Here is a 25,976-nt window from a genome sequence, read left to right on the forward strand (position 1 = left end):
ACATGCAGAGGTATCTTCGAGAGATAACGGGAAACGAGGCGAAGACCGGCGACGGTCCTCTAGACGCGCTGATAGAGTTCTACAGGGCGTTCAACGCTGCCGACATGACGGCGCTGGAAGCTATCTGGGTCGAGGGCGACGCTCCGAGCATGGACAATCCCACCGGCGGAATCCGACGCGGTTGGGGCGCGATTGCCGAGGGGTATTCCAGGCTTTTCGAAGGTCAGGCGAAGGTCCAGGTGGCGTTCCACGACTTCACGAGCCAGGGCGGAGAAGACTGGCACCTCTTTGTCGGCCGCGAAAGAGGTCGATGCGAGACACCTGAGGAGAGGCTCGATGTCGCCTTTCGCACGACACGCTGGTTCGTTCGAATGAACGACACCTGGCGCCAACTCCACCACCACGGTTCCGTCGAAGACCCCAAGATGCTTGCGGACTACCAACGTTTGATTTTTGGGGGGAGGGCGAAAGATAGCCAATACCAAGGTATCGCCGATACCAATGTGTAACTGTGGTGCGAGCGGAAACTTGCCATACTTCTCTTCACGCAGCCGGTTTTGACTGCGGTCGAACAAGAAGGAGTCGACAGATGAAGATCCTGATGGTGTTTACGTCCCATGACATTCTTGGCAGCACCGGCCGAAAGACGGGCTTCTGGCTCGAAGAAGGAGCTGCGCCCTACTATGTCTTTCGCGATGCCGGCGTTGAACTCGTCCTCGCCTCGCCCAAGGGCGGTCAGCCACCGGTCGACCCGAAGAGCGATCTGCCGGAAAACCAGACGGAGGCGATGACTCGCTTCAAGCAGGACGCAGCGGCGCAGAAGGATTTCGCCAGCACCTTGAAGCTGACGGACATGCGCTCGCAGGACTTCGACGCGGTATTCTATCCGGGCGGCCACGGACCGATGTGGGATTTGGTCGACAACCCGGATTCGATCTCCCTGATCGAGTCCTTCTACAATTCCGGTAAGCCGGTTGCGGCTGTCTGTCACGCACCTGCGGTGCTGCATCGGGTGACATACAAGGGCGCGCCGATCGTCAAAGGAAAACGCGTCACGGGATTCGCGAACAGCGAAGAGGAAGAGGTCCAGCTCACGGACGTCGTGCCGTTCCTGGTTGAAGATGAGTTGAAGCGGCTCGGCGGACTCTATGAAAAAGCGCCGAACTGGCAGAGCTTTGCCATCACGGACGGCCGGTTGATCACCGGACAGAACCCGGCTTCTTCCACTGCCGGGGCGCAGGCCCTGGTCAAACTACTCGCCAAGCAATCTACGGCCGGTTCGAATGCAGCGTGAGCGACGACTGACGTGGCCAGGCTGACAAATTCAGGTCGTGGTCGCAAGCCCTTTGATTTGCGACCACGAAACGCTTCTTATGTAGGGATCCCGGCCTATCATCCGCAACTCACGAAGCTTTGGCCTCGAAAGCCGGGGCGAAATCACCCAGCGACTTGGCCTTGAGGATCGTGCCCTCGATATCCTGTTCCACGATCGCTTCAAGATCGGCGAAGCTGTCGATGACATAGTAGATCGGCTGGAGGATATCGATCCGGTAGGGCGTCCGGAGCACGCTCAGCAGATCGAACGGCCGGAATTCGCATGCTTTGCCTTCCATTGCCGCCTTCGCTTCGCTGGGCGATGAGACTATGCCTGCGCCGAAGCAGCGGCGGCCCTGCGGCGTGTTGATCAGGCCGAATTCGACGGTGAACCAGAAGATCCGGAACAGATGCCAGGAATAGCCCTTGCCGAGGCGAACGGCGGTTTCGCCGAAATGCCGGACGAAATTAGCATAGCTCTGGTTGGTCAGCATGGGGCAATGGCCGAAAACCTCGTGGAACAGGTCCGGTTCCTCGATATAGTCGATATGCTCGCGACGGCGCAGGAAGGTTGCGAGCGGGAATTTGCCTTGCGACAGAAGCTCGTAAAAGCGCGAGGGCGGAATGAGCGCCGGCACGCCTTCGACGCCGAAGCCGGTGGTCTCGTTCAGGCGTCTGTTCACATCGAGAAGCTGAGGCACCTTGTCGGGCTTGAGCCCCAGCATTTTGACGCCGTCCAGATATTCGCGGCAGGCCATGTCGGAAAGCAGCGTCATCTGACGCCGGTAGAGTTCACCCCAGATCGCATCTTCATCCGGAGTGTAGTCATACAAACCATCCGGGCCGGGCAGTTTGGCGGTGTAGCTGCTTTCCTTGGTCATGTGCTGATCCTCCCATGCACGGCGCTATTGCTGCCATTATGATCCGAATTTGGAGAATTTTCTTTCCTTTCATGCTGGCTGTCGCCATAATCGTGGAAAATATTCCCGAACGAGATACAGAAAATGAAAGAACCTGGGAATTTTCGCCGCAAGCTTCTGCAACTCGTCCAGGCCGACGGCAGCCTTTCGCTGGCCGACCTGGCGGAAAAGGCCGGCATGTCGCAGAGCTCGGCCTGGCGGAAGATCCAGGAACTGGAAGCCGACGGCGTCATCCGCAAGCGGGTGACGCTGCTCGATCCTGGGAAACTCGATCTCAAGCTCTGTGTGATCGCGCATGTGACGCTGGAGGATCACCACGAGGAGGCGGTCGCCTCTTTCGCTTCGATGGTGCTGGAGCGGCCGGAGATCATGGAGTGCTACGCCCTGTCAGGGGCCTTCGACTACATGCTGAAGATAAGAGCAAGCGACGTGGAAAGTTACGAAGCCTTCATGACCCGCTATCTCATGCGCAACCCGCATGTGCGCACGGTGGTCTCGAGCTTCGTGCTGCGCGAGCTGAAATTCTCGACCGAACTGCCGCTCTGATTTAGATATTTACGCAGGGCGATGCCGTCGACATCAATGTCGTGTTGTCGCCATCAATGTCCCGGCATCAGCACCGGAAAGCCCTCGAATGTCTTCAACGTGTCGAGCACGATCGATGTCTTCACGTGCTGCACCGACTCGTGGGGCAACAGCACGTCGTTGACGAATTTCGAGAGGTCGGCGAGGCCGCGGGTCGCCACCGTCAGGTGATAATCCATTTCACCGGTCAAGGCATAGGCTTCGAGAACTTCCGGAAGTCCGTTGATCAGCTGCGAAAATCGGCGGGCATTGTCTCTGTTGTGGGTCGCGAGCGTCACGGAAATGACCACCAGCATATCGAGGCCTAGCTTCTGCCGATCGAGGTGAGCCCGGTAGCTGCGGATATATCCTTCAGCCTCCAGTCTCGTGCGCCGGCGCGAGCATTGCGACGGTGAAAGCGCAATCCGCTCGCCCAATTCGTTGTTCGTCAGCCTGCCGTCTTTTTGAAGTTCCTGGAGCAGGCGCAAATCCAATTTATCGAGCGGCTCATCCATTGCACGAGATCTCCAATACACTCACGGATCGTGCATAATCTCTTCCCAGAGCATAAAGAATGCAAGAACTTTGCACGCGTTTTGGGCCACACTTTGCATATCAAATGCAATCTCCTCTGGAGGAAAGAAAATGGGTCCGTTCCCGCATGACGCGCCGCCCTCGGAAATCACCGCCGACAATCCGGCCGGCACCGACGGCTTCGAATTCGTCGAATTCGCCCATCCCGAGCCCGAGACGCTGCGCGAGCTCTTCACACGCATGGGCTATGTTGCCGTCGCCAGGCACAAGACGAAAGACATCACCGTCTGGCGACAGGGTGACATCAACTATGTCCTGAACGCCGAACCCGGCAGTCATGCCGCGCGTTTCGTCGCAAATCATGGTCCCTGCGCCCCATCGATGGCCTGGCGCGTCGTCGACGCCAAGCACGCCTTCGACCACGCGGTGTCGAAAGGTGCCGTTCCCTATGAAGGGGACGACAAGGCGCTCGACGTCCCGGCGATTGTCGGCATCGGCGGCTCGCTGCTCTATTTCGTCGAGACCTATGGTGCCAAGGGATCGGCTTACGAGGCCGAGTTCGATTGGCTCGGCGAGAGCAACCCGCATCCCCAGGGGATCGGCTTTTATTATCTCGACCATCTGACGCACAACGTCTTCCGCGGCAACATGGACAAGTGGTGGGATTTTTACCGCAACCTGTTCAATTTCAAGCAGATCCACTTCTTCGATATCGATGGGCGCATCACCGGTCTGGTCAGCCGCGCCATCACCTCGCCCTGTGGCAAGATCCGCATTCCGTTGAATGAATCGAAGGACGACACCAGCCAGATCGAGGAATATCTGAAGAAGTACAAGGGCGAGGGCATTCAGCACATCGCCGTTGGAACGGAGGATATTTACGACGCCACCGACAGGCTTGCCGACAACGGCCTGCGCTTCATGCCGGGTCCTCCGGAGACCTATTACGACATGTCCTATAAACGCGTGAACGGCCATAGCGAGCCGGTCGAACGCATGAAGAAACACGGCATCCTCATCGATGGCGAAGGTGTGGTGAATGGCGGCATGACGAAAATCCTGCTGCAGATCTTCTCGAAGACCGTCATCGGCCCGATCTTCTTCGAATTCATCCAGCGCAAGGGCGACGAAGGCTTCGGCGAAGGCAACTTCCGGGCGCTTTTCGAGTCGATCGAGGCCGATCAGATCAAGCGTGGTGTCATCGGGACTGCAGCGGAGTAAACTCACTAGCGCCGCACGTCTTTTCAGACGCGCGGCGCTGGAGTGTTCGGGGAGGAGTGAGCATGGACCAGACATCGATCCAGACGTCGGATGGTGACGCCGCGACAGCAAACACGCTGAAATATATGCCGGGGTTCGGCAACGACTTTGAAACCGAGTCGCTTCCCGGCGCCTTGCCGCAAGGCCAGAACAGCCCGCAGAAGTGCAATTATGGTCTCTATGCGGAACAGCTTTCCGGCTCGCCGTTTACCGCGCCGCGCGGGACCAACGAAAGGTCCTGGCTTTATCGCATTCGCCCGAGCGTGCGTCATACCCGTCGCTTCTCCAACGCGTCCTATCCGCTCTGGAAAACGGCGCCGTGCCTCGACGAACATTCGCTTCCCCTCGGCCAGCTCCGCTGGGATCCCATTCCCGCACCCGCGGAGAGACTGACCTTTCTCGAAGGCGTTCGGACCATCACCACGGCAGGCGATGCCACCACCCAGGTGGGCATGTCCGCCCATGCCTATGTCTTCAATGAGGACATGGTCGATGATTACTTCTTCAATGCCGATGGTGAATTGCTGATCGTGCCGCAGCTCGGCGCCATCAGAGTGTTCACCGAAATGGGCATCATGGACGTCGAGCCTCTGGAAATATGCCTCATCCCGCGCGGCATGATGTTCAAAATTCTGAAGGGCGGCGAGCAGACGGTCTGGCGTGGCTATATATGCGAGAATTACGGCGCGAAATTCACGCTGCCGGACCGCGGCCCGATCGGCGCCAACTGCCTGGCAAACCCGCGCGATTTCAAGACACCTGCCGCCGCATTCGAGGATAAGGAAACGCCTTGCCGCGTCCATGTGAAGTGGTGCGGAAAATTCTATGTCACGGAGATCGGCCATTCGCCGCTCGATGTGGTGGCCTGGCACGGCAACTACGCCCCGTTCAAGTACGACCTGCGGACATTTTCTCCGGTCGGCGCGATCCGCTTCGATCATCCCGATCCATCGATCTTTTCGGTGCTGACCGCGCCGACCGAAGATGCGGGTACGGCGAATGTCGATTTCGTGATCTTTCCGCCGCGCTGGCTGGTCGCCGAGCACACCTTCCGTCCGCCCTGGTACCACCGCAACATCATGAGCGAGTTCATGGGCCTGATCCACGGCCAGTATGACGCCAAGGAGGAGGGCTTCGTGCCGGGCGGCATGAGCCTGCACAACATGATGCTTCCGCATGGGCCGGACGCACTTGCCTTCGAAAAGGCATCCAATACCGAGCTCAAACCCGTGAAGCTCGATCACACCATGGCCTTCATGTTCGAGACCCGGTACCCGCAGCAACTGACGAAATACGCAGCCGAGCTTGAAACGCTGCAGGATGACTACCTCGAATGCTGGGATGGCCTGGAACGCAAGTTCGACGGAACGCCCGGTATCAAGTGAGGGTATCAAGTGAGGGGCATCAAGTGATGCATCAAGTGAAGTCATCCTCCGGCTCGGGATTTCCGACATGAAACTTGCGACGTTAAAAGACTCTACGCGGGACGGCCGGCTCGTCGTCGTTTCCCGTGATCTGACCCGCTGTTCCGAGGTCGGTCATATCGCCCGCACATTGCAGGCGGCACTCGATGACTGGGAGCATGTGGCTCCGAGACTCCAGCTCATTGCCGAAGGCGTCGAGACCGGCGCCCAGCCGACGATCCGGTTTCACGAACATGACGCTACGTCACCTTTGCCGCGAGCCTATCAATGGGCCGACGGCTCCGCCTACGTCAACCATGTCGAACTAGTGCGCAAGGCACGCGGCGCCGAAATGCCGGCGAGCTTCTGGACCGATCCGCTGATCTATCAGGGCGGTTCGGACGCTTTCCTCGCCCCGCGTGACCCGATCGTGATGGCCGACGAGGCTTACGGGATCGACATGGAGGGCGAGGTCGCCGTCATCACCGGCGACGTTGCCATGGGTTCCAGCCCGGAGGCCGGACGCGACGCCATCCGCCTGGTAATGCTCGTCAACGACGTGTCGCTGCGCGGTCTGATCCCGGGCGAATTGGCGAAGGGATTTGGTTTCTTCCAATCGAAGCCGGCATCGGCATTTTCTCCGGTCGCGGTGACGCCGGACGAGTTCGGAGAGGCCTGGGACGGCGGCAAGCTGCATCTCCCGCTGCTGGTCAGCCTGAACGGCAAGCCATTCGGCAAGGCGAATGCCGGCATCGACATGACCTTTGATTTCGGCCAGCTGATCGCCCATGCCGCCAAAACCCGTAACCTCCTGGCCGGAACGATCATCGGCTCGGGGACGGTTTCCAACAAGCTCAACGGCGGCCCGGGCAGGCCGGTGGAAGAGGGAGGAGACGGCTACTCCTGCATTGCCGAAATCAGGATGATCGAGGCCATCGACACCGGATCGCCGAGAACGCCCTTCATGAAGTTCGGCGATCAGGTCCGCATCGAGATGAAAGATGAGGCCGGCCATTCGATCTTCGGCGCGATCGAGCAGACGGTCGAAAAATACCAAAGGGCCGGGCCGCAATGAACGAGGTCGTCCTTTACGACTATTGGCGATCATCGGCGAGCTATCGCGTCCGCATCGCGCTCAATCTCCTGGGCATCGATTACAAGACCGTGTCCGTCAACCTGTTGGAGGGCGCGCACAGGACGCCGGACTATCTCACGCTCAACCCGCAGGGCTTCGTGCCGACATTGGTGATCGACGGGAAAACACTGACGCAGTCGCTGGCGATCGTCGAATACCTCGCCGAGACCCGGCCGGAATGCGGATTGCTGCCACCTGACATTGCCGATCGCCAGAAAGTCCGCGCCCTCGCATATGCGGTCGCCATGGACATCCATCCGATCTGCAACATGCATGTCGTATCGCATCTCATGACCATGACCGAGAAGGCCGATGCTCGCGAGGAATGGATGAAGCATTTCATCTCCGACGGACTTGGGAAACTGGAAGCGATGACCGGCGAAGCCGATGGCCGGTTCAGCTTTGGGGATGTGCCGACGATGGCGGACCTCTGTCTTGTTCCCCAGGTCTACAATGCCCGCCGCTGGGGCGTTGAGTTGACCGCTTTCAAGCGAATCGTCGATATCGACGCCAGATGCGCAGACCTGCCCGCCTTCCAGGCGGCGCATCCCGACCGTGTGAAACCGTAACGGCAGAGCGGGGCCGGGACGAAATTCGAAGAAGCGTCCCCTTCTTCCTGCGGCTCTCGCATCCATGGCCGGCATATACCGGATCGCGTGGACTGGGATCTCACGATCGCGGTGAGGAACCGGTGTTTGCCTTATATCAACACTTCTGATTGTGCCGCTTGTCAGAAGATTGCCCCTTGTGCATTGATCGGATGCCGCCGGGGTAGGGTGAAATGTTCTCGCCAAAGCTGTTGATCGTCGTGCCCGTGATTGCCACGGGCTTGATCGCATTGAAGGCTCACGGCCTCATTGCACAGGATTCGATGATCAGCCTCGGGGAGCTCCTCAATCAGGATTGACCCAGCCGCGGCGCCCAATCGCAAATAAGGGTTGCGTTAACGCCCGATGCCGTAGTCTTGCGGATATCGGACAACGACGGGACTGCGGTGGAGAATGTCAAAGAGCGAGAGGCTGAAGGCGCTGCTGGAAACCGGGTATTTTCCGGAAGAGCTACCCCCTCCCTTCACGACGGCAGACTTCGCAAAGTACAGACGAACAATAGGCAGCGCTTGGAGCGGTCTGGAAAACTACCCGAATTATCCCCGCACGAACCCTGAGCGGTTCAGCATCCCAAAGGTCACCAACTGGCGGCGGGAGCTTGCGGTCGTCAACCCGATCGCCCAGTACCATGTTGCGAAGATCGTGGCCGACAACTGGCAGCAGATCAGCAGCCACTTGGACACGCGTGGATTCGGTGTCGAAAAGCTCGTCATAAAGCAGAACGAAATCAGAGCTGTTCCAACGCCGGACTTCCGATTCGTTTCGCTTCGGCATTCGGAAATTTCGGCTCTGCACAACCACGCGCTCGTGGCGGATATCTCCCGCTTCTACGGAACGCTGTACACGCACGCCATCGCATGGGCGCTTCACACGAAGGCATGGGCGAAGGCGAATCTAAACAATTCCGCGGTCTATGACGCATGTCTCGGCGCGCGGCTGGACAAGGCTATCCGGAAAGGACAGGACAATCAGACGATCGGCATCCCGGTCGGTCCGGATACCTCCCGCGTGATCGCGGAGATCGTGGCAGTGTCGATAGACGCCCATGTTCAAGCGAAGCTAAGCATCTCAAGCGACAGCATAGTGCGCAACGTGGATGACTGGTACATCGGTTTCGACAACGTCGGGCAAGCCGAGGAGGCCGTAGCGGTCCTCGCCGCCGCCGCCCGGGACTACGAGCTCGAGATCCATCCGGAGAAGACCAGGGTTCTGAACGCCGCGAGCGAAGTGCAGCCGATCTGGCCGACCGTCCTGCGGCAGAACCCCATATCCCGGTATTTCGTTGACCAGGCACGAACAATCGACCATTACTTCGCCCTGGCTTTCCATCACGCTGCGGAAAACAAGAGCCAGAACGTCCTGCGGTTTGCGGTCAATCTCCTCAGCAGCGTCGACATTCTCAAGCAGAACTGGCCCCAGTTCGAGACCTATCTCCTGAAGGCCGCACGCGCGAACGGGACCGCGATTCCGATGGTCGTCCATCTGCTGGCGCTATACAACGCCCAGGGCTTCCCGGTGGGGAAGGAGCGGATCGCCAAGTTCATCAAGGATACCATTGCCAAGAGCGGGCCGTCGGCCGCGCATTATGAAATCGCCTGGGTCCTGTTTCTCGCCAAGATGCTCAGGATCACGCTCCCGGCGGACTGGGTCGTGCCCGTCACGCGGCTCGAAAGCTCGGTGTGCGCGCTGGTACTTCTCGACCTTCGTCAGATGGGCCTTCTGGACGGCCGGATCGACGTCTCGCTCTGGACGCAGGCGATGACCGCGAAGGGGCTGGAATCGAACCTGTGGCTGGTTGTCTACGAGGCAGACCTCAAGGGTTGGCTTCCGTCTCCCGGCCAGGGGTTCGTCCAGGCCCACCCGTATTTCTCCGTCCTCCGGCAGCGCAGGATTTCCTTCTACGATCAGGCACGGCGTCTTCGGAACGTCCGGAAAAGCAAGCCGAGGAAACCTTCCGATTCCTTCCTGCAGTACATTGCCGCCCACCGCGCGCCGGAGGAGCAAGAGGACGACGGGTTCGAGCCGTTAGACTTTCCAGGCAACTTCTACGGCAATTTCTGACCGTGGCGTGGGTGGTGGGGCCTTCCTGGACGGCCCCACCACCCACGCCACGCTACACTTCCGTCGACATTGTCGGCAGCGGACGTTGCAGCACCCGCGTCTTCGCCAGCAGATAGACGACCGCCATGAGAAGCCCAGCTCGATCGCGAGCTTGTCAAGGTTGTAGAAGAGGCTGGCGCAGAAGAGGGCGCCAGCGACGGCGACAAGAAGAACGATGGTCCGGACGTTCCGCTCGCCAGCATTCTTCATCAGATATCGAACCACGCAGGCATCCACGGCAAAGAACGCCGTGAATGCGCCGAAGTTGATGACGGCCGTCGAGGTGGAGATATCGAACTTCATCGCGGCGAGCATGACGATGCCAACGAGGATCATGTTCACGATCGGAGTCGTGAGGCGCGGGTTCACCTAGGCGAACGGGTTTGACGGTATGACATTGTCTCTGCCCATGACCAGAAGCAGACTGGAGGAGCATTCGGGGAGGCCTCCGGCTCTTCCTAACAGAAGCTCCGGATCTAGGGGCCAAAGCGCGCTTCTGAGAAAAAGCTATCGCGAAGTCTCCCTATATCCAGATCACTTTTCTACGCTGATGTCTGTTGGCAGACACACCACTCTCGTCGCGCGGCTCGAGCATGCCTCCGCCACTGCTGTGAAAGGAAAGCCACAAGCCGTCAGGCGGATCATTGCGCCCGACAATGCACATCAGTATTCCCGGAAGATTGTGCACTGACTCCCTCACTATATTGTCCACGCTTTCGATGTCGTTCCTCGACGGTCGGGGCGCATCCTCCGGATGCGTGTGCCAATCCCCGACGAATTCCAAGCCTTGATCGTAGAACCTGTTGATCTCATCTTGCTCTGCCCGCCGATCCGGCCAGAAATGAAAGCGACCGCGCCGATCGCCGCTTCGTGGACCCGTTGCCGCCACGATTCGCCAGTGGTTTGATGACAATTTCGCAAACATCTGCCCGCCGGACTCCCAGGAATAGAAACGTCGCTGGCGATGGCCGAGCATCATCGAGATTGCGTTCGGCAATATCTCGACCGTGAGATCGCCAAAATAATAGAGAAGCGGCGCCATCAGAATTTCCAAACAGTTTCGAAGACCTCGCCGAGTGCAGACGGCCTCCCCCGAGTCTCGATCCAATGTTCCGTCCATCTGCCATCGGCATCCTCGAGCGTCGACTGTTCGCAGGTCCGCGTGCGCCAGACATCCGCGCCATCGTGCCGTCCGCTAATAAGCTCCAACGCGAGTTTTGCAGCGAGGGCCTGGGACTGGGCGACCTCCACTGCTCCGAAGGGGGAACTGGTATTGCCGCACTCCGGCGGAGCCTCGCGCTGGGCATCCGATGCCTTACCCTTGAAGGAACCGGAGATATCAAACCCGTCGACGAACTGCCCGCCTTTCCCGGATATGAGAACGGCGTGCGTTGCAAGCGCGAAGGCTTCCGTCCAGGTGTAGATGGTCGGAGGCGGCACCTCGCGTGCGGACACCGCCCGCTCGAGGAGGACGTCGCATCCCCAGTCCCCGGTCGTGGCGATGACGAGGTCAGCATCTTCAAGCAAATCCGGATTGGCTTCGATTGCCTGCTGTAAGGAAGCCGTGATCGCCTGTACATCCTCGACATCCGGTATGACGCGCTCGATGCAGCCCTTGAGGGCCAGCGCCTTCGGCTCGCCGACAAATTCGGCACCGAGCTCGTGCCTGCGTATGTTTTCCCATTCGAGAATTTCCGGATCGATAAGAACAAAGCGGGCGACACCCGCCTTTGCCAGCATCATCGCGATGCCCGAGCCCAGCGCGCCGCAGCCGACGACGACCACTTTCTTGCGCGTGGTCGCCAAGTCGCGATCGGGAAGCCTTGTGAGAGCTGCATCGAGATTTCCTGTATCCAGCGGAGAGGCGTCGTAGAGGCGGATAATGTCCTCGTCGCCCAGCTTAGAATGAATGTGCGCCTTCACCGGCGGCCGACCCTTGGCGTCCTGCCGGACGGCAAGCTGGACAGCGACCTTGAAGACACGGCCATTGGGACCCCTGCCGGAGAAGACAACGGGGAGGCGCCGGGGGCGCGCACGGAGCAATTCCCCGATCGCGTGCAGCCCGTCGACGGTGTAGCGCTTCAGGAAGGCAAGCAGCGACTCCGTGTCGGTCGGAAACCTTTCCGGGCGGGGGAGCCGCCGCATTTCGACGATGGGAAACTGGTGAGGATCTCGGGCGAACCCCCTCCACAGATGGCGTGAATACCGCCTGAGGCTCGCCTTGTCAGGAAAGCAGTAATAGGTCCCGTCGGTGGCGTGGGCGAACGCTCCGATTCCGCTTCCAAGGAGTGAGAGACCCCATAGGCGGGCGGTCTTGGCGCCGTCGGGCAGATAATGGCTCCAGTACGATCCGAAATCGTTGCTGAAGTCCTCTTCCTCCTCGCCGCTCTCGTTTGCGCGCAGAAGAAGGCGTGCATCGTGGACCGCGGCCTGAACGGATAGGAGCGGATCGTCCGGCGTTGTCGGTGTCGTAAGGCAGACACGTGCCAATTTGCCGAGGTTGGCGATTGGTTCGATATGAGGCTGCGGACGCTTCCTGTCGTAGCTTTCGATGAACGCCCGCGGCTTGGAATAGGGAAAGTCCCGGTCAGCGAGAACCAGAAGCCCGACTCCCATGGTGCGCACGCGCCAGCCCTGTCCGCCGAAAGTGCGGATCAGTGAATGGTCGTCCGAGAGCTTACCCTCGAATGCGCCTTCGAGGGTCTCGAACCATTCGTCTATGTCCGCGGCGGCGTAGACCATTCTTATGCGAAGCGCCCTTCAGAGGCCGCATAGCGCGCTTCCCCTTGCTTGATGAAGGGGCCGCTGCTCATGCGTCCATCGAGCTTCTTCTCCGCATCCGGATCGGGCTGTTCCTTGAACCAATCGGAATTGAAGACCCTGTCCCACGCCTTCATCGCCTGCTCGTGGGTGCAGTCGGGATCATCGAGAATTTCAAGATGCTTGAGGTTCTCATCAAGGCAGTCGCGGAAGAAGGCAACCTTCGGGCTTCCGGCGTCGACAATGTTCTCATCGCTCAGAGTGGGATGATCGATCTCGTCGTTGACTTCGAGCCGATCGCGGATCTGCTGCATGGTCCGCCGGAGCGTCTGGTCGTTGCGACCCCTGATCTCGAGGTAGCATTCCTCGACGAGCCGCGAGATCGCGAAGCCGGAAATCGTCTTCGATTTCCACGAGGCTCTGCTCTTGGCGAACTTCTTCATCAGGCGCGCGATGCGGACGAACTGCCCGCGATTGCCATCCGCGGTGGCGTCGGAGCATCGCGTGCTGTTCGCGGTCTTGAACCACTTCGTCACCGCACGGGCATCCGAGCGCTTCCAGTCAGGCCCGGCCAACTCCCATGCCGTCTTCAGCTCCCCGGAGATCGGATCCTTAACCTTGATCTTCCGATAAGACGGCACATCGACATGGTATCCGTCGTTGTAGTAGACCCGGACGCAGTTCTTACGGACTTCCGGAGCGCGCTTGAAGCGACTGTCCTGAAGCGCCTCGCACACCATCTCGCGGACGTCGCGTGCGGACATCTCGCCACCGCGCGGACCCACCAGGTCGTCTTTCTCGAAGTAGACGCCGTCATCGATGTCATAGTCGCCGTCGTCCTCCTGGATCATCGTCTTCATGGAATACGATCCCTGGGTGTGCATCCCGATGGGCGTTGGCTTCTCGGCCGCTTGCAGACCGCCTTTGAGCCGTTCGCGGTTGGTGTCGGCCTTGTCCTTGATGTCGAGACGATCCTCGTCCGACAGCTTCACCTCATCACGCTGATACTTCAGGATCTGACTATCGCAATTCTTCACAGAAACACCTCCATCGGGATCCCGGCCTTCGGCATCGGCGGGATTTCGCTGAGCAGCTTGTGGATCATCTTGCCCTCGGGATGATCGCGGCGATCACAGAGGCTCTTCACCATGTCGGCATCACCGTGGCCGTGTGCAATGAGAGCCTTCAGCGCATCGCGCCGGGACTCATCGAGGCTCAGATACTGCAGGATCGCCGCCGCGGCTTCCTGCTGCGGAATGCGCACGTGAGTGATAGGCCGACCGAACCGCGAAATGTGCTCGGCGAAAAAGCGAGCCATGTGGTCGTACGCGAATTGCTGGACGTCGATCGCGAGTGGCCCGATCTCGGCGCCGAGCTTCCATGACAACATGGATCGGTGAACCTTCTTGGGCTTTATCTGCGATCCTGCGGGGCGTGAAATGTTGCCAAAGGAGAATATCTCGATCGGCTGCTCCGGTGCGGCACAGGAGAGAGCGTCGATCATCGCCACCAGCACGGGATTGTTTGCCCATAAGCCGCCGTCTGCAAAGATGCGGAAGTTATTGGAATCCGTATCCGGATCTCGGATCGCCGCAAGCGATCGGTAGATCGGTGCTGCACTCGATGCCAGGCACACGTCGGCGAGACGGTAGTTGTCGTCGCGAACTCCGCTCTTCGGCGTCTTCTTGAATACCCACGAGCGATGCTTCTCCATCGAAACCGCAGGTATCGAAAGGGCGATCCCGCGCCTGTCGAGAACCTGCTTCATGGTGACGTTCTGAAGTTCCTTGCGCAATGCGGACTGCAGGGCAGCGTCGCCCGCGCGGACGATGCTGTTACCCTTCGTCAGAGCCCGCCAAAGCGGACTGAGGACGCCATCCTTGATCCGGTGCGGGAATATCGAGGAGCCATGGTCCTCGTACAATTTGACGACGGAGGACATGGGGCGACCGATGGCAGCAGCGCAACCAAGTATGGCACCGGTACTGGTCCCGGCAATAAGGTCGAAGCCCTTGCCGATGTCGAGCGCCTCTTCGTTGCGGAGTGTGGCGTAGTAGCGTGTGAGCTTCTCAAGAAGCGCCGCCGTGTAAATTCCGCGCATGCCGCCGCCATCGATACAAAGAACTCGGTATGGCCTCGGCTGCGAAATTTCGCTTGCATTCGTCATGAACACTCGCCTGCGGTTCGATTGGTGGAAGTTGGCATTGATTCCAACTATTCCGCTTGTTTCACTCTTTGTTCCCAAAGGCATTTTCCGGACGCCGAAGCGCCCGGAATTCTTTCGTTTGCATGATCGGTCGGCCCAACGTCACCCAAGCCTCCCTGCGATTTCCAGTTCCTTACCTATCTGTGATCGATCTGCCTGGAGAGGTGTTTCGACTTTTGGGTGCTCCTGGGTATCATTGGTGCGCGCGCTACACTGGGTTCAACTTCTCAACGCGGCACAAGCACCACCGACCGGGCCCTACTTAGCTGCACCCGCTCGTAGCACCGCAAGTATCGCACTTCTCGCAGGTGCCGTTCCGCACCATCGTGAAGTTCTGGCACTCCGAGCACATGTTGCCGGTATAGCCCTGCATGATCGAGCGCTGGCGGCGTTCGGCTTCGCGCTTCTTGGCCTCGGATTTCGCCGTTGCCGCGTCTGCCGCCGCCTTGTCGGAGAAGAGTGCCGTTGCGTCGCTGGTGAGTTCCTCGGTTACCTCTTCGGCGATCTCTTCCGCCAATTCCTTGGCGCGCTCCTCGTAGTCGCGCTTGAAGGCAACGATTTCGGAGGTGGAGACGGCAATCGTCGGCTCCAGCTTGCGGGCAGCCGCGCCTGCAAAGGCAGTCACGGTGCCGGTGGAGGCGGCGCGGGCAGGGGCGGCGGTTGCTGCACCCTTGGGTTCGCCTGCCTGGCGTTCGCCGCCGGTGCCGGACACCAGCGTCGGCTTGTAGCCGCGGGTCCAGCCGGTGGAGAGCAGGTTGGTTTTGCCTTCCTGGATGCCCTTGCCGAGTGCGGTGTTCGAGAAATCCGACGTATCGACATGCGCGAGGTCATGGCGGCCGAGATAGGAAACGGCAAGCTCGCGGAAGACATAGTCGAGGATCGAGGTGGCGTTCTTGATCGCATCATTGCCGATGACCATGCCGGCCGGCTCGAACTTGGTGAAGGTGAAGGCCTCGACATATTCCTCGAGCGGCACGCCATATTGCAGGCCGAGCGAGATGGCGATGGCAAAATTGTTCATCATCGCACGGAATGCAGCGCCTTCCTTGTGCATGTCGATGAAGATCTCGCCGATGCGGCCGTCGCCGAATTCACCGGTGCGGAGATAGACCTTGTGTCCGCCGACGGCGGCCTTCTGGGTATAGCCCTGGCGGCGGTTCGGCAGCTTCTCGCGTTCGCGCGAAACTCGTTCGATCACCCGCTCGATGATCTTCTCGGTGACGGTAACGGCCTGGGCGGCGAGGGGCGCCTGCAGCAGTTCCTCCAGCGCATCCTCGTCGTCCTCGTCCTCGATCAGCGAGGAGTTGAGCGGCTGCGACAGTTTCGAGCCGTCGCGATAGAGCGCGTTGGCCTTGAGGCCAAGCTTCCAGGAGAGCATGTAGGCGTTCTTGCAATCCTCGACGGTCGCCTCGTTCGGCATGTTGATCGTCTTGGAAATCGCACCCGAGATGAACGGCTGGGCAGCCGCCATCATGCGGATATGGCTTTCGACCGAGAGGTAGCGCTTGCCGATCTTGCCGCAGGGATTGGCGCAATCGAAGACCGGCAGGTGTTCCGCCTTCAGGAAGGGCGCGCCTTCCAGCGTCATCGCGCCGCAGACATGGATGTTGGCGGCTTCGATGTCCTTCTTCGAGAAGCCGATATGGTCGAGCAGGCTGAAGCTCATGTCGGCGAGCTGTTCGTCGGAAACCTTCAGCGTCTCCTTCAGGAAGTCGGCGCCGAGCGTCCACTGGTTGAAGACGAACTTGATGTCGAAGGCGCTCTTCAGGGCGGCGTTGACGGCTTCGACCTTCTCGTCGGTGAAGCCCTTGGTCTTCAGCGTCGACGGATTGATCGCCGGTGCCTGGTTCAGGTTGCCGTGGCCGACGGCATAGGCCTCGATCTCGGCGATCTGGCTTTCCGAATAGCCGAGCGTGCGCAGCGCGTCGGGCACGGCACGGTTGATGATCTTGAAGTAGCCGCCGCCGGCGAGCTTCTTGAACTTGACGAGGGCAAAGTCGGGCTCGATGCCGGTCGTGTCGCAATCCATGACCAGACCGATCGTGCCGGTGGGCGCGATGACCGAAACCTGGGCATTGCGGTAGCCATGCTGTTCACCGAGCTCGAGCGCCTTGTCCCAGGCCGATTTGGCGTGGGCGACGAGATCCTGGTCCGGGTTTTCCGAATGGATCAGCGCGACCGGGTTGATCGACAGCGCCTCATAGCCGGAGCTCTCGCCATGCGCCGCACGGCGATGGTTGCGAATGACCTTAAGCATGCTCTCGCGGTTCGGCGCAAAGTTCGGGAACGGGCCGAGCTCGGCAGCCATTTCGGCCGAGGTCGCATAGCAGATGCCGGTCATGATCGCGGTCAGCGAACCTGCGATGGCGCGGGCTTCAGCCGAGTCATAGGGAATGCCTGTCGACATCAGCAGGCCGCCGATATTGGCGTAGCCGAGGCCGAGCGTGCGGTATTCGTAGGAGAGTTCGGCGATGCGCTTCGAGGGGAACTGCGCCATCATCACCGAGACTTCGAGCACGACGGTCCACAGGCGAACCGCATGTTCGTAATCGGCGATGTTGATGCGCTTGGTGGCCTTGTCCTTGAACTGCAGCAGGTTCAGCGAGGCAAGGTTGCAGGCCGTATCGTCGAGGAACATGTATTCCGAGCACGGGTTCGAGCCGCGGATCGGGCCGCCGGCCGGCGAAGTGTGCCAGTCGTTCATCGTCGTGTTGAAATGGATGCCCGGATCGGCCGAAGCCCAGGCAGCATAGGAAATCGTTTCCCAGAGATCGCGGGCCTTCAGCGTCTTCATCACCCGGCCGTCCTTGCGGGCGGTCAGGTTCCATTCGCCATCATTTTCGACGGCGCGCAGGAAGTCGTCCTTGATCGAGACGGAGTTGTTGGAGTTCTGGCCGGATACCGTGAGGTAGGCTTCCGAATCCCAATCCGTGTCGTAGGTCTTGAATTGGAGATCCTTGTAGCCCTGGCGGGCGAACTGGATGACGCGCTGGACGTAGTTCTCCGGAACCTGGTCCTTCTTGGCGGCGCGGATTTCGCGCTTCAGGGCAGGGTTCTTGTTGGGATCGTAGCAATCGCCGTTGTCACCGCCTTCGCAGTTGAAGCAGGCCTTCATGATCGCCTTCAGGTGCTTGGCGACGACCTTCGAGCCGGTGACGAGGGCTGCGACCTTCTGCTCTTCCTTGACCTTCCAGTTGATGTATTCCTCGATATCGGGATGGTCGATATCGACGACCACCATCTTGGCGGCGCGGCGCGTCGTGCCGCCCGATTTGATGGCGCCGGCCGCACGGTCGCCGATCTTCAGGAAGCTCATCAAGCCGGAGGAGCGACCGCCGCCGGAAAGCTTTTCGCCTTCGCCGCGCAACATCGAGAAGTTGGAGCCGGTACCGGAGCCGTATTTGAACAGGCGCGCCTCACGCACCCAGAGATCCATGATGCCGCCTTCGTTGACGAGATCGTCCTCGACCGACTGGATGAAGCAGGCATGCGGCTGCGGGTGTTCGTAGGCCGACTTGGATTTGGTCAGCTTGCCGGTGAAGGGGTCGACGTAGAAATGGCCCTGGCCGGGACCGTCGATGCCATAGGCCCAGTGCAGGCCGGTGTTGAACCACTGCGGCGAGTTCGGGGCAACGCGCTGGGTGGCGAGCATATAGGCAAGCTCGTCCTTGAAGGCCGAGGCATCTTCCTCGGAGGAGAAATAGCCGCCCTTCCAGCCCCAATAGGTCCAGGTGCCGGCAAGACGGTCGAAGACCTGGCGCGCATCGATTTCGGAGCCGGTCTGCTCATCCTTCGGCAGGGTCTTCAGCGCAGCATCGTCGGGAACGGAGCGCCACAGGAAGGAAGGAACATCGTTTTCCTCGACCTTCTTCAGCCGGGTGGGAACGCCGGCCTTGCGAAAATACTTCTGCGCCAGCACGTCGGTCGCGACCTGGGAGAACTGCGCGGGAACGTCGATGTTCTCGAGGCGGAACACGATCGAACCGTCGGGGTTCTTGATCTCGCTCGTCGCCTTGCGGAATTCGATATCCGCATAGGCGCCTTGGCCGGCCTTCGTGAAACGACGTTCGATGCGCATTGTCTTGACCTCGCGTTGGCGCCCGGTCCCCGTGACCTCGGCGCAAAATTCCTATCCGGCAGCACTTTGTCGTCGCGCAGCCAGTCTCGTTTCCGTATTGTGACAGGGGTGTCATCCGGAGATGTCCTTCCTGTATCTTGTGGTGATGGTGGCTGCAAACGCTAAATATAGTATTAACAGCTTATTATCGCCAGTCCCGATGTCACTTTTTTTGGAGGCTGAAAATCGCGCAAAAATCCTGTCAGGCCCGAACCGTTTCCGGTCCATCGCCCTGATTCCGCGTCCTAATTTTCAAAAGGGAACCGGGCTCGTTACCTCCGGTCCTGTCGCCGCCGCAACATCAGGATCAGTAAAGTTTGAAACAGCTGATTCCGTCAAGGGCTGGCTTTTAATTGATTGCTAACCACAACATGTTGTGGATGCGCCTGTGGAGATTGGGGAAAGCCGGGGAGCGCTGATATTACAATGGCTTGCAGGCGTTGCCGGCTAAGGAAAACCTCTGAATGGCAAAAAACAGTCCTGCGGCAAATCTTATGATGGCATTTCCGGCGCAAATGAGCATGCCGATTCGCCGGTGAAATCAGCGCTCTTGTTCTTAGTCATGTCGTTGTCGCAAACCGCTGCACAGTTTTGCGCGACATGCTTTTAAAGCGCATCGATGGCGATGGTGATGATAGCAACGCCGATCGGCCTATTCTCTTCGTCCATGACGACAAAGCTCGCCTGCGTCTCGAGATTCTGGGTGGATTCGTTGCGTTCCGCCCGGTCGATGAAGATCTCGCGGGAGCCGCTGGCGAAGGTTTGGAGATATTTCTCCTCGTCGCCCTGCCAGAAGTCGGCGGTGATGGTGCTCTGCCCGACATTCAGCCCATGCGAGTCCGTGACGAAAAATTCGAGAATCGCGCCCTGCGAAGCATCCTGATTTTCCCTCAGGTACTGCGACACGGATTTGTCGAGCAACAGCTTGACCATCTGCAGGTGGTGCTGATTGACTTCCGACCGGTAGGTCTCATCGAGTACCCGCATATCCATTTCGCTAACATTGCCGAATTTCGCGTTCTGCTCGGCAATGGCCTTCAGTACCAATGGCGTTTCCACAATTGGTCGGATCCGCTTCTCGACGTAGTCGTGCACGAGGGGAACGTAGGCAGGCTCAGCGTGGACGGGCGCCAGCGGCAACAGAAAGGTCCCCAGCCCGACAGTCACAACCGCTCCTATATGCCTCCATCGAGCCATCTTGCTTCCCCTGTACTCGCATTGTTCGCTACACGCTTAAGGCGCAACTCGACACGATTCGCATCTGTCGGGTTTATGAGTAAAAGATAAAATAGATGTGCAGATCCCGATAGCGGATTCCGAAAACCTCGCCGACAAAATCTGGAACAATTTCAAGTGGTAAATGCGATGGTTGCGCGTTTTGATCGGTGGCGATCAGCCCGCGCCCTTGGCGATCGGCTCCTGATAGGTGAAACCCATGTCCCAGGGGAAATAGATCCAGGTATCCTGGCTCACCTCGGTGATGAAAGTGTCGACCGTCGGCACGCCCTTCGGCTTGGCGTAGACGCAGGCGAAATGTGCTTTCGGCAGCATAGTGCGCACCTGTGCGGCGGTCTTGCCGGTATCGGTCAGATCGTCGACGACCAGCACGGCTTCGCCGCCATTCTCCATAAGTTCGGGCGCTATTCCCTTGAGCAGCACCATGTTACCCTGGTTCACATAGTCATGATAGGACGCGACGCAGACGGTCTCGATCAGCCGGATGTTCAGTTCACGCGAGATGATCGCGGCCGGAACGAGGCCGCCGCGGGTGATGCAGACGATCGCCTTAAATGTCTGATTCAAGCCGGCAAGCCGCCAGGCAAGGGCGCGCGCATCGCGGTGGAACTGATCCCAGGAAACGGGAAAGGCTTTATCGGGAAGGGACATCGGGCTGCTCCGCGGCATGAAAAAACGACACGCCGTTGGCCGGCGACCGGACAGGCTTGAAGCGGCGATTGGCAAAACGCAAATCGCGCAGCCGGAACTGCGCGAGAGGGGGCCGAGCTCGAAGCTGTCATCGGTCGCCGCAATTAGCGGGATTTGCCGGCAAAAGGCAAGAGCAGCCAATCAACGCGACAACAGGGTCAGCGCCGTCATCGATTGCAGCAGGGTCTTGGTCGTGCCGCCGAAGATCATCTGCCAGAGCCAGGAGTGCGTATAGGCGCCCATGACGAGAAGATCGATGCTGCTGTCCGAAAGCCGGTTCTCGATGACATGCGATGCGCTTTTGTCCACACTTTGGGCCGTCGAAAGCGTCGTCTTGACGCCATGACGTGCAAGCGTCGCGCCGATGTCGGCGCCAGCGGTCAGCGGCGATTGCAGCGCCGTGTCGGCCGGATCGACCGAAAAGATCTCCACCTCGTCGGCGGCTTTGAGGATCGGTAGCGCGTCGAAGGTCGCGCGCGCCGCCTCCTTCGAGCCGTTCCAGGCGACCAGCACGCGCTTGATCGGCTTCGGGTGGCGAATGATATAGGGGATCATCAGCACCGGCCGGCCGCTTTCGAAGAGAAAGCTGTCGACGTCGACGTGGCTGTCGGAAGGCCTGGCCGGGTCGGCCTGTGAGGCGATCAACAGGTCGGCGCTGCGGGCACTTTCGATCAGCGGCGCGGAGCCGTATCCGGTGGATGTGGCAAAGCTGCGCCACTCGGAAGAGGCGCCTGATGCCTCCGCTTTCGCCCTGAAGATGCGCTCAACGGCAATCGTTTCGCTGTGCGCCATGTCCTGCAGCGCCTGCACGGCGACGGGATCGGGGATTTCCATCGGCGCCACCAGCGGTACGGCGGAGATGATTTCGGCATGTAGGCCGATCACATGGGCGCCGCTCTGCGCAGCAATGGCAAAGGCGAAATCGGCAACCGCAGCACTATTGTCTGATGTATCGAGAATGGCGAGAATGGTTTTGTAAGACATTTCAATTCTCCTTGCGCTGAAATGGCGTGCGCGAGGGAAGGAATGCGCCGGACCGTTCTCCTGTTCCTCGACGGGGATCAAGGATGGCTTTTGAGTTCCGGCGTTCCTTCAAGCCTCCGCGGAATGGTTTTCGGCGATGTCCTTCTTTTGGCGGATGGCGTCGATCATCGCCTGCACCTCGGCGCCGGCTGCATCGATTGCCGTCTGCGAGCGGCCGCGTACGACGATCTCCGTCGAGAATTTCTGGCCGATATAGCGCGGGTAGGAACCGATGCTGGTTTCCGGATGTGCTTTCTGGATAGCGGTCAAGGGCGTGCCGATCTCGCCTTCGCCGTAAGGGCAGGCGATGGCGAGCGAAAGCACCGGCGTGCCGGTTCGAAGCGTCGGCAGCACATTGTCGACCATCGCCTGGAAGACCTGCGGCACGCCGGCCATGACATGGACGTTGCCAATGATGAAGCCGGGCGCCGTCGAGACCGGATTGGCGATATGCATGGCCCCGCGCGGCATGCGCGCCATGCGCTGGCGCGCCTCGGTGAATTCCATCTCTCGGCGCCGGTACATCTCGGCAAGCAGTGTCATTGCCGTCTCGTCATATTCGCAGGGCACGCCGAAAGCCTTGGAGATGGCATCGGCGGTGATGTCGTCATGCGTCGGCCCGATACCGCCCGAGGTGAAGACGTAATCATATTTGCCGCGAAGCGCGTTCAGCGCCTCGACGATCGCGTCCTCGTCGTCGGCGACGATGCGCACCTCCTTGAGGTCGATGCCGGAAAGTGTCAGCAAATCGGCGAGGTGGCCGATATTTTTATCCTTGGTGCGGCCGGAAAGAAGTTCGTCGCCGATGGCGAGCATGGCGGCGGTGACGACGATGTCTTGGCTCATGGGATGTTCCGTGATCTGAGGCTGGTGAATAGGTAGTGCCGTTCGGCCGCTTTGCAAACAGCCAGCGCATGATGCCGAAAAGTGCAAGCGGTTCGGCGCATACGTTCATTTTTGCTGAAATGAAAACGCAAGTGAATTTTCGTCTACGGATGTTGAACACTGAGTTCTTCAAGGCATGGCTGTGTTCCGAAACAGGCGCTGATAGAACTCCCTCAGGAAATTCAACCAGTGCTCCAAGGGAGATTGAAGATGGCGAAGGTTCTCGTTCTTTATTATTCGGCTTACGGCCATATCGAAACCATGGCCTATGCCGTTGCCGAAGGCGCGAAGTCGGCCGGTGCCGACGTCACCGTCAAGCGCGTTCCGGAACTGGTTCCGGAAGATGTCGCCAAGGCTTCCTACTATAAGGTCGACCAGGCGGCTCCGATCGCCACCGTCGACGAACTGGCCGACTATGACGCGATCATCGTCGGTGCCGGCACCCGCTTCGGCACGGTCGCCTCACAGATGCGCAATTTCTGGGATCAGACGGGCGGCCTCTGGTTCTCCGGCAAACTCGTCGGCAAGCTCGGTTCGGTCTTCACCTCTTCGGCAACTCAGCACGGCGGCCAGGAAACGACCATCCTCGGCTTCATCCCGACCTTCCTGCACCAGGGCATGGTTGTTGCAGGGTTGCCTTATGCCTTCCAAGGCCAGATGGGCACCGAGGAAGTCAAGGGCGGCTCGCCTTACGGCGCCTCCACCATCACCAATGGCGACGGCTCGCGCCAGCCTTCCGAGATCGAGCTGGAAGGCGCGAAATACCAGGGCGCCCACGTCGCCAAGCTTGCTGCCAAGCTCGCCTGATCTTTGACGCTGAAATGATAAAGGCGCGGCGGCGCGTGAGCTCGCCGCGTCTTTTCCGTTTTCTCCCGCAACAGACCGAGGGCCCCTTTGATCGGCCGCGGTTTTCGGGCGGAAAATGTGTGACGGATCATTCGGCGGTGCAACTGGCCAAAACAGGCATGATTTTTACCGCTTGCGGCTCTTCCCATCGCCCATGACGCAAGATATTGAAAACGCCGCAAGCGGGCGTGGCGAAACTGGTAGACGCAAGGGACTTAAAATCCCTCGGCCTTGGCTGTACGGGTTCGACCCCCGTCGCCCGCACCACCTTCATAATCGCGTTCGAATATGCTTGTATTATGCGTGTATATTGTGGATAAAAGCGCTCTATTGCTTGCATATGACATTTTCGGTGCAAGGATTGCGCCGCGGCGGTTGAGTAAGTGTTGTCTTGTGGGAGTAAGACGATGGTTTACGATTGGAGTGGAGCAAGAACTAGGCGCATCCGGGTCTTCAAGACCAGTGTCGCGCTTGTTCTCGGAACTGCACTGGCCGCGATACCACTGTTCTTCTGGGCAGTGCAGTTGGGCGATTTCTAATTCGAGATAATCAGCGTTCTGCGAACGGAAGGGCGTTTGGCGCCTTCGTATCGCGCCATTTGTTGATTACCCAGCCGGCCAGCAGCCCGAAGGCTGTACCAATCGCCTTGATGCTCGCGTCGTGTAGGCGCGGATGGCGGGTCGGCGCGAAATATTGCAGCCCTTCGATGGCGAATGCGCCGACGATCAGCAGCACGGCCACCGTTTTCCATTGTTTCGGATAGGCAAGCGCGAAGGCGAGGCCGAGAAGTAGATAGGCAACCGCGCGGTCAACATCGACCATCGTGACTGTATTCGGCCTCTCTCCGATCGGTGAAACCGTGACGAAGATGATGAAGGCGAGCAGCAGCCAGGCGAGCGGTTTTGCGAATTTGAAGATCATCATAGCTTGATATAAGTGGCTGCCCTTTTCATTGACAGTTAAAATCAGTTCATGTGCCGCCAATTTCGCGATTGGCTTAAGAAAGCCTTCCTCGGAGCGAACCGATCCGGGAGCGAACCGGAAACGGGCGAAACGGGCTTTCTTTTGCCGGCCGGCCTGTGCAATAGCGGCGGTGGCTAATTGAGAGAATGGACCACGCCCGTGACGAGACTTGATGTCGAAAGCGCTGAAGAGGCGATGCGCAGCCTTTTTCCGGCAACGCCGCTGCAGCTCAATGATCACCTTTCGGCCCGCTACGGGGCCGATATCTGGCTGAAGCGCGAGGACCTGTCGCCGGTGCGCTCCTATAAGATCCGTGGCGCCTTCAATTTCTTCCGCAAGGCGATCGGGCAGGGTGCTGCCGGCAAGACCTTCGTCTGCGCCTCGGCCGGCAATCACGCCCAAGGCTTTGCCTTCGTCTGCCGCCATTTCGGCGTGCCGGGCGTCGTCTTCATGCCGGTGACGACACCGCAACAGAAGATCGACAAGACCCGTATGTTCGGCGCTGAATTCATCACCATCCGGCTGTTCGGCGACTTCTTCGACCAGTGCTACCAAGCCGCCCGCGAACATGTGGAGGCGGTCGGTGGAGTCATGGTGCCGCCCTTCGACCATGCTGACATCATCGAAGGCCAGGCGACCGTTGCCGCCGAAATCATGCAGCAGCTGCCGGAAGGAACGGTGCCGGACATGATCGTCCTGCCGGTTGGCGGCGGCGGACTTGCCGCCGGCATCACCAGTTATCTCGACGGCACGGTGCCGAAATCGGCTTTCGTCTTCACTGAGCCGGCCGGCGCGCCGAGCCTTAAGCGCAGCATTGAGGCGGGCAGGGTGACGACGCTTCCCAAGGTCGACAATTTCGTCGATGGCGCTGCAGTGGCGCGCATCGGCGACCTGAATTTCGCGGCTCTTCGCGATTTTCCGGCAAGCCAGGTGCAACTCATGCCGGAGAACGCCATCTGCGTCACCATTCAGGAGATGCTGAATGTCGAGGGCGTCGTACTGGAGCCGGCCGGCGCCCTGTCGCTGACGGCGATCGCCGCGATGGACGGCCAAGCGATCCGCGGCAAGACCATCGTTGCCGTCGTCTCCGGCGGTAATTTCGATTTCGAGCGTCTGCCTGACGTAAAGGAAAGAGCCATGCGCTACGCAGGGCTGAAGAAATACTTCATCCTGCGGCTCGCCCAGCGCCCTGGTGCGCTCCGGGATTTCCTCAATCTGCTCGGCCCCGACGACGATATCGCCCGCTTCGAATATCTGAAGAAATCGGCGCGCAACTTCGGTTCCATCCTGATCGGCATTGAAACCAAAGCGCCTGAGAATTTCGCCCGGCTGATCGGAAATTTCGAAGCAGCCGGCATGGGTTACGAGGATATCACCGAAAACGAGATCCTCGCCAACCTGATCATTTGACT

At 59.5% G+C, this 25,976-nt stretch carries 24 protein-coding genes and 1 tRNA gene; 12 read left to right on the plus strand and 13 right to left on the minus strand.

The features are described 5' to 3' along the window. The first annotated feature begins 2 nt into the window (after nucleotides 1-2). Both N2A41_RS08115 and N2A41_RS08120 read left to right on the plus strand, forming a co-directional pair. On the plus strand, nucleotides 3-509 hold the full coding sequence (locus tag N2A41_RS08115) for a YybH family protein (protein ID WP_260110677.1): 507 nt from the start codon (nucleotides 3-5) through the stop codon (nucleotides 507-509). Between the two features lie 80 nt (nucleotides 510-589). Continuing rightward, a complete protein-coding gene (locus N2A41_RS08120; RefSeq protein WP_170280501.1) occupies nucleotides 590-1,294 on the plus strand; it encodes a type 1 glutamine amidotransferase domain-containing protein in 705 nt (234 codons plus the stop codon). 109 nt (nucleotides 1,295-1,403) lie between these two features. Here the strand turns inward: N2A41_RS08120 and N2A41_RS08125 are convergent, their stop codons facing one another. Next, the gene (locus tag N2A41_RS08125) at nucleotides 1,404-2,195 is read right to left on the minus strand and encodes a phenylalanine 4-monooxygenase (RefSeq protein WP_168274295.1); all 792 of its coding nucleotides are present in this window, start codon (nucleotides 2,193-2,195) and stop codon (nucleotides 1,404-1,406) included. Between the two features lie 123 nt (nucleotides 2,196-2,318). Between N2A41_RS08125 and N2A41_RS08130 the strand changes: the two genes are divergently transcribed. Beyond that, nucleotides 2,319-2,780, plus strand: a complete 462-nt coding sequence (locus N2A41_RS08130) for an Lrp/AsnC family transcriptional regulator (protein WP_012757075.1) — start codon at nucleotides 2,319-2,321, stop codon at nucleotides 2,778-2,780. Nucleotides 2,781-2,833: 53 nt separating this feature from the next. On the opposite strand, the gene N2A41_RS08135 is transcribed toward N2A41_RS08130, so the two are convergent. Then, the gene (locus N2A41_RS08135) at nucleotides 2,834-3,313 is read right to left on the minus strand and encodes an Lrp/AsnC family transcriptional regulator (RefSeq protein ID WP_003547666.1); all 480 of its coding nucleotides are present in this window, start codon (nucleotides 3,311-3,313) and stop codon (nucleotides 2,834-2,836) included. Between the two features lie 130 nt (nucleotides 3,314-3,443). Here N2A41_RS08135 and hppD point away from each other — a divergent pair, with 130 nt between their 5' ends. From hppD to N2A41_RS08160, 5 genes are all read left to right on the plus strand, one after another. Beyond that, nucleotides 3,444-4,553 (plus strand): 4-hydroxyphenylpyruvate dioxygenase, encoded by a 1,110-nt coding sequence (hppD, locus tag N2A41_RS08140; protein ID WP_260110678.1) that lies wholly within the window; start codon nucleotides 3,444-3,446, stop codon nucleotides 4,551-4,553. Nucleotides 4,554-4,615: 62 nt separating this feature from the next. Beyond that, complete coding sequence (gene hmgA / locus N2A41_RS08145) at nucleotides 4,616-5,977, plus strand: homogentisate 1,2-dioxygenase (RefSeq protein ID WP_260110679.1); 1,362 nt, start codon at nucleotides 4,616-4,618, stop codon at nucleotides 5,975-5,977. 67 nt (nucleotides 5,978-6,044) lie between these two features. Further along, the gene (locus N2A41_RS08150; protein ID WP_260110680.1) at nucleotides 6,045-7,070 is read left to right on the plus strand and encodes a fumarylacetoacetate hydrolase family protein; all 1,026 of its coding nucleotides are present in this window, start codon (nucleotides 6,045-6,047) and stop codon (nucleotides 7,068-7,070) included. After that, complete coding sequence (maiA, locus tag N2A41_RS08155; protein ID WP_260110681.1) at nucleotides 7,067-7,699, plus strand: maleylacetoacetate isomerase; 633 nt, start codon at nucleotides 7,067-7,069, stop codon at nucleotides 7,697-7,699. Before N2A41_RS08150 ends, maiA begins: the two co-directional genes overlap by 4 nt. A 432-nt stretch (nucleotides 7,700-8,131) precedes the next feature. Continuing rightward, nucleotides 8,132-9,799: an RNA-directed DNA polymerase gene (locus N2A41_RS08160; protein WP_260110682.1), complete on the plus strand. Its 1,668-nt coding sequence runs from the start codon at nucleotides 8,132-8,134 to the stop codon at nucleotides 9,797-9,799. Here the strand turns inward: N2A41_RS08160 and N2A41_RS08165 are convergent. From N2A41_RS08165 to N2A41_RS08190, 6 genes are all read right to left on the minus strand, one after another. Further along, nucleotides 9,764-10,180 carry a hypothetical protein gene (locus N2A41_RS08165; RefSeq protein WP_260110683.1) on the minus strand — a complete coding sequence of 139 codons (417 nt, stop codon included), beginning with the start codon at nucleotides 10,178-10,180 and terminating at the stop codon, nucleotides 9,764-9,766. The two genes, N2A41_RS08160 and N2A41_RS08165, sit on opposite strands and share 36 nt — an antisense overlap. A 181-nt stretch (nucleotides 10,181-10,361) precedes the next feature. Further along, the gene (locus N2A41_RS08170; RefSeq protein ID WP_260110684.1) at nucleotides 10,362-10,880 is read right to left on the minus strand and encodes a Mov34/MPN/PAD-1 family protein; all 519 of its coding nucleotides are present in this window, start codon (nucleotides 10,878-10,880) and stop codon (nucleotides 10,362-10,364) included. Continuing rightward, the gene (locus N2A41_RS08175; RefSeq protein WP_260110686.1) at nucleotides 10,880-12,580 is read right to left on the minus strand and encodes a ThiF family adenylyltransferase; all 1,701 of its coding nucleotides are present in this window, start codon (nucleotides 12,578-12,580) and stop codon (nucleotides 10,880-10,882) included. The genes N2A41_RS08170 and N2A41_RS08175 overlap by 1 nt, the downstream gene beginning before the upstream one ends. 2 nt (nucleotides 12,581-12,582) lie before the next feature. After that, nucleotides 12,583-13,635, minus strand: coding sequence for a cyclic GMP-AMP synthase DncV-like nucleotidyltransferase (locus N2A41_RS08180; protein WP_260110687.1), 1,053 nt, complete (start codon nucleotides 13,633-13,635; stop codon nucleotides 12,583-12,585). Further along, complete coding sequence (locus N2A41_RS08185) at nucleotides 13,632-14,699, minus strand: patatin-like phospholipase family protein (protein WP_260110688.1); 1,068 nt, start codon at nucleotides 14,697-14,699, stop codon at nucleotides 13,632-13,634. The genes N2A41_RS08180 and N2A41_RS08185 overlap by 4 nt, the downstream gene beginning before the upstream one ends. 367 nt (nucleotides 14,700-15,066) lie before the next feature. Beyond that, a complete protein-coding gene (locus tag N2A41_RS08190) occupies nucleotides 15,067-18,882 on the minus strand; it encodes a vitamin B12-dependent ribonucleotide reductase (RefSeq protein WP_260110689.1) in 3,816 nt (1,271 codons plus the stop codon). Between the two features lie 121 nt (nucleotides 18,883-19,003). Here N2A41_RS08190 and N2A41_RS08195 point away from each other — a divergent pair, with 121 nt between their 5' ends. After that, on the plus strand, nucleotides 19,004-19,285 hold the full coding sequence (locus tag N2A41_RS08195; RefSeq protein ID WP_170258133.1) for a hypothetical protein: 282 nt from the start codon (nucleotides 19,004-19,006) through the stop codon (nucleotides 19,283-19,285). A gap of 242 nt (nucleotides 19,286-19,527) precedes the next feature. Here N2A41_RS08195 and N2A41_RS08200 read toward each other — a convergent pair whose 3' ends face one another. The 4 genes from N2A41_RS08200 to N2A41_RS08215 form a co-directional block, all read right to left on the minus strand. Continuing rightward, nucleotides 19,528-20,118: a hypothetical protein gene (locus tag N2A41_RS08200; RefSeq protein ID WP_260110690.1), complete on the minus strand. Its 591-nt coding sequence runs from the start codon at nucleotides 20,116-20,118 to the stop codon at nucleotides 19,528-19,530. A gap of 195 nt (nucleotides 20,119-20,313) precedes the next feature. Continuing rightward, nucleotides 20,314-20,808: a xanthine phosphoribosyltransferase gene (gpt, locus tag N2A41_RS08205; RefSeq protein ID WP_260110691.1), complete on the minus strand. Its 495-nt coding sequence runs from the start codon at nucleotides 20,806-20,808 to the stop codon at nucleotides 20,314-20,316. Between the two features lie 180 nt (nucleotides 20,809-20,988). After that, nucleotides 20,989-21,831: a universal stress protein gene (locus N2A41_RS08210; RefSeq protein WP_260110692.1), complete on the minus strand. Its 843-nt coding sequence runs from the start codon at nucleotides 21,829-21,831 to the stop codon at nucleotides 20,989-20,991. A gap of 108 nt (nucleotides 21,832-21,939) precedes the next feature. Continuing rightward, a complete protein-coding gene (locus tag N2A41_RS08215) occupies nucleotides 21,940-22,716 on the minus strand; it encodes a competence/damage-inducible protein A (protein WP_260110693.1) in 777 nt (258 codons plus the stop codon). 249 nt (nucleotides 22,717-22,965) lie between these two features. Here N2A41_RS08215 and wrbA point away from each other — a divergent pair, with 249 nt between their 5' ends. Then, a complete protein-coding gene (gene wrbA / locus N2A41_RS08220; protein WP_260110694.1) occupies nucleotides 22,966-23,562 on the plus strand; it encodes an NAD(P)H:quinone oxidoreductase type IV in 597 nt (198 codons plus the stop codon). 221 nt (nucleotides 23,563-23,783) lie between these two features. Beyond that, nucleotides 23,784-23,868, plus strand: a tRNA-Leu gene (locus tag N2A41_RS08225). A gap of 282 nt (nucleotides 23,869-24,150) precedes the next feature. Here N2A41_RS08225 and N2A41_RS08230 read toward each other — a convergent pair. Beyond that, nucleotides 24,151-24,585: a VanZ family protein gene (locus N2A41_RS08230; RefSeq protein WP_260111117.1), complete on the minus strand. Its 435-nt coding sequence runs from the start codon at nucleotides 24,583-24,585 to the stop codon at nucleotides 24,151-24,153. Between the two features lie 138 nt (nucleotides 24,586-24,723). Between N2A41_RS08230 and ilvA the strand changes: the two genes are divergently transcribed. Continuing rightward, nucleotides 24,724-25,974, plus strand: coding sequence for a threonine ammonia-lyase (gene ilvA, locus N2A41_RS08235; protein WP_260110695.1), 1,251 nt, complete (start codon nucleotides 24,724-24,726; stop codon nucleotides 25,972-25,974). The last annotated feature ends 2 nt before the right edge of the window (nucleotides 25,975-25,976 follow it).

The sequence above is a fragment of the Rhizobium sp. SRDI969 genome (genome assembly GCF_025152725.1).
Taxonomy (GTDB): Bacteria; Pseudomonadota; Alphaproteobacteria; order Rhizobiales; family Rhizobiaceae; genus Rhizobium; species Rhizobium leguminosarum_I.

Bases quoted from the DNA above. Each gene is read 5' to 3' on its own strand.
- N2A41_RS08130 (WP_012757075.1), top strand. From the start codon at position 2,319: ATGAAAGAACCTGGGAATTTTCGCCGCAAGCTTCTGCAACTCGTCCAG.
- N2A41_RS08170 (WP_260110684.1), bottom strand. From the start codon at position 10,880: ATGGCGCCGCTTCTCTATTATTTTGGCGATCTCACGGTCGAGATATTG.
- N2A41_RS08210 (WP_260110692.1), bottom strand. From the start codon at position 21,831: ATGTCTTACAAAACCATTCTCGCCATTCTCGATACATCAGACAATAGT.
- N2A41_RS08150 (WP_260110680.1), top strand. From the start codon at position 6,045: ATGAAACTTGCGACGTTAAAAGACTCTACGCGGGACGGCCGGCTCGTC.
- N2A41_RS08190 (WP_260110689.1), bottom strand. From the start codon at position 18,882: ATGCGCATCGAACGTCGTTTCACGAAGGCCGGCCAAGGCGCCTATGCG.
- gpt (WP_260110691.1), bottom strand. From the start codon at position 20,808: ATGTCCCTTCCCGATAAAGCCTTTCCCGTTTCCTGGGATCAGTTCCAC.
- N2A41_RS08120 (WP_170280501.1), top strand. From the start codon at position 590: ATGAAGATCCTGATGGTGTTTACGTCCCATGACATTCTTGGCAGCACC.
- wrbA (WP_260110694.1), top strand. From the start codon at position 22,966: ATGGCGAAGGTTCTCGTTCTTTATTATTCGGCTTACGGCCATATCGAA.
- N2A41_RS08215 (WP_260110693.1), bottom strand. From the start codon at position 22,716: ATGAGCCAAGACATCGTCGTCACCGCCGCCATGCTCGCCATCGGCGAC.
- maiA (WP_260110681.1), top strand. From the start codon at position 7,067: ATGAACGAGGTCGTCCTTTACGACTATTGGCGATCATCGGCGAGCTAT.
- N2A41_RS08200 (WP_260110690.1), bottom strand. From the start codon at position 20,118: ATGGCTCGATGGAGGCATATAGGAGCGGTTGTGACTGTCGGGCTGGGG.
- hmgA (WP_260110679.1), top strand. From the start codon at position 4,616: ATGGACCAGACATCGATCCAGACGTCGGATGGTGACGCCGCGACAGCA.
- N2A41_RS08175 (WP_260110686.1), bottom strand. From the start codon at position 12,580: ATGGTCTACGCCGCCGCGGACATAGACGAATGGTTCGAGACCCTCGAA.
- N2A41_RS08195 (WP_170258133.1), top strand. From the start codon at position 19,004: ATGTCCTTCCTGTATCTTGTGGTGATGGTGGCTGCAAACGCTAAATAT.
- hppD (WP_260110678.1), top strand. From the start codon at position 3,444: ATGGGTCCGTTCCCGCATGACGCGCCGCCCTCGGAAATCACCGCCGAC.
- N2A41_RS08160 (WP_260110682.1), top strand. From the start codon at position 8,132: ATGTCAAAGAGCGAGAGGCTGAAGGCGCTGCTGGAAACCGGGTATTTT.
- N2A41_RS08185 (WP_260110688.1), bottom strand. From the start codon at position 14,699: ATGCGCGGAATTTACACGGCGGCGCTTCTTGAGAAGCTCACACGCTAC.
- N2A41_RS08115 (WP_260110677.1), top strand. From the start codon at position 3: ATGCAGAGGTATCTTCGAGAGATAACGGGAAACGAGGCGAAGACCGGC.
- N2A41_RS08125 (WP_168274295.1), bottom strand. From the start codon at position 2,195: ATGACCAAGGAAAGCAGCTACACCGCCAAACTGCCCGGCCCGGATGGT.
- N2A41_RS08135 (WP_003547666.1), bottom strand. From the start codon at position 3,313: ATGGATGAGCCGCTCGATAAATTGGATTTGCGCCTGCTCCAGGAACTT.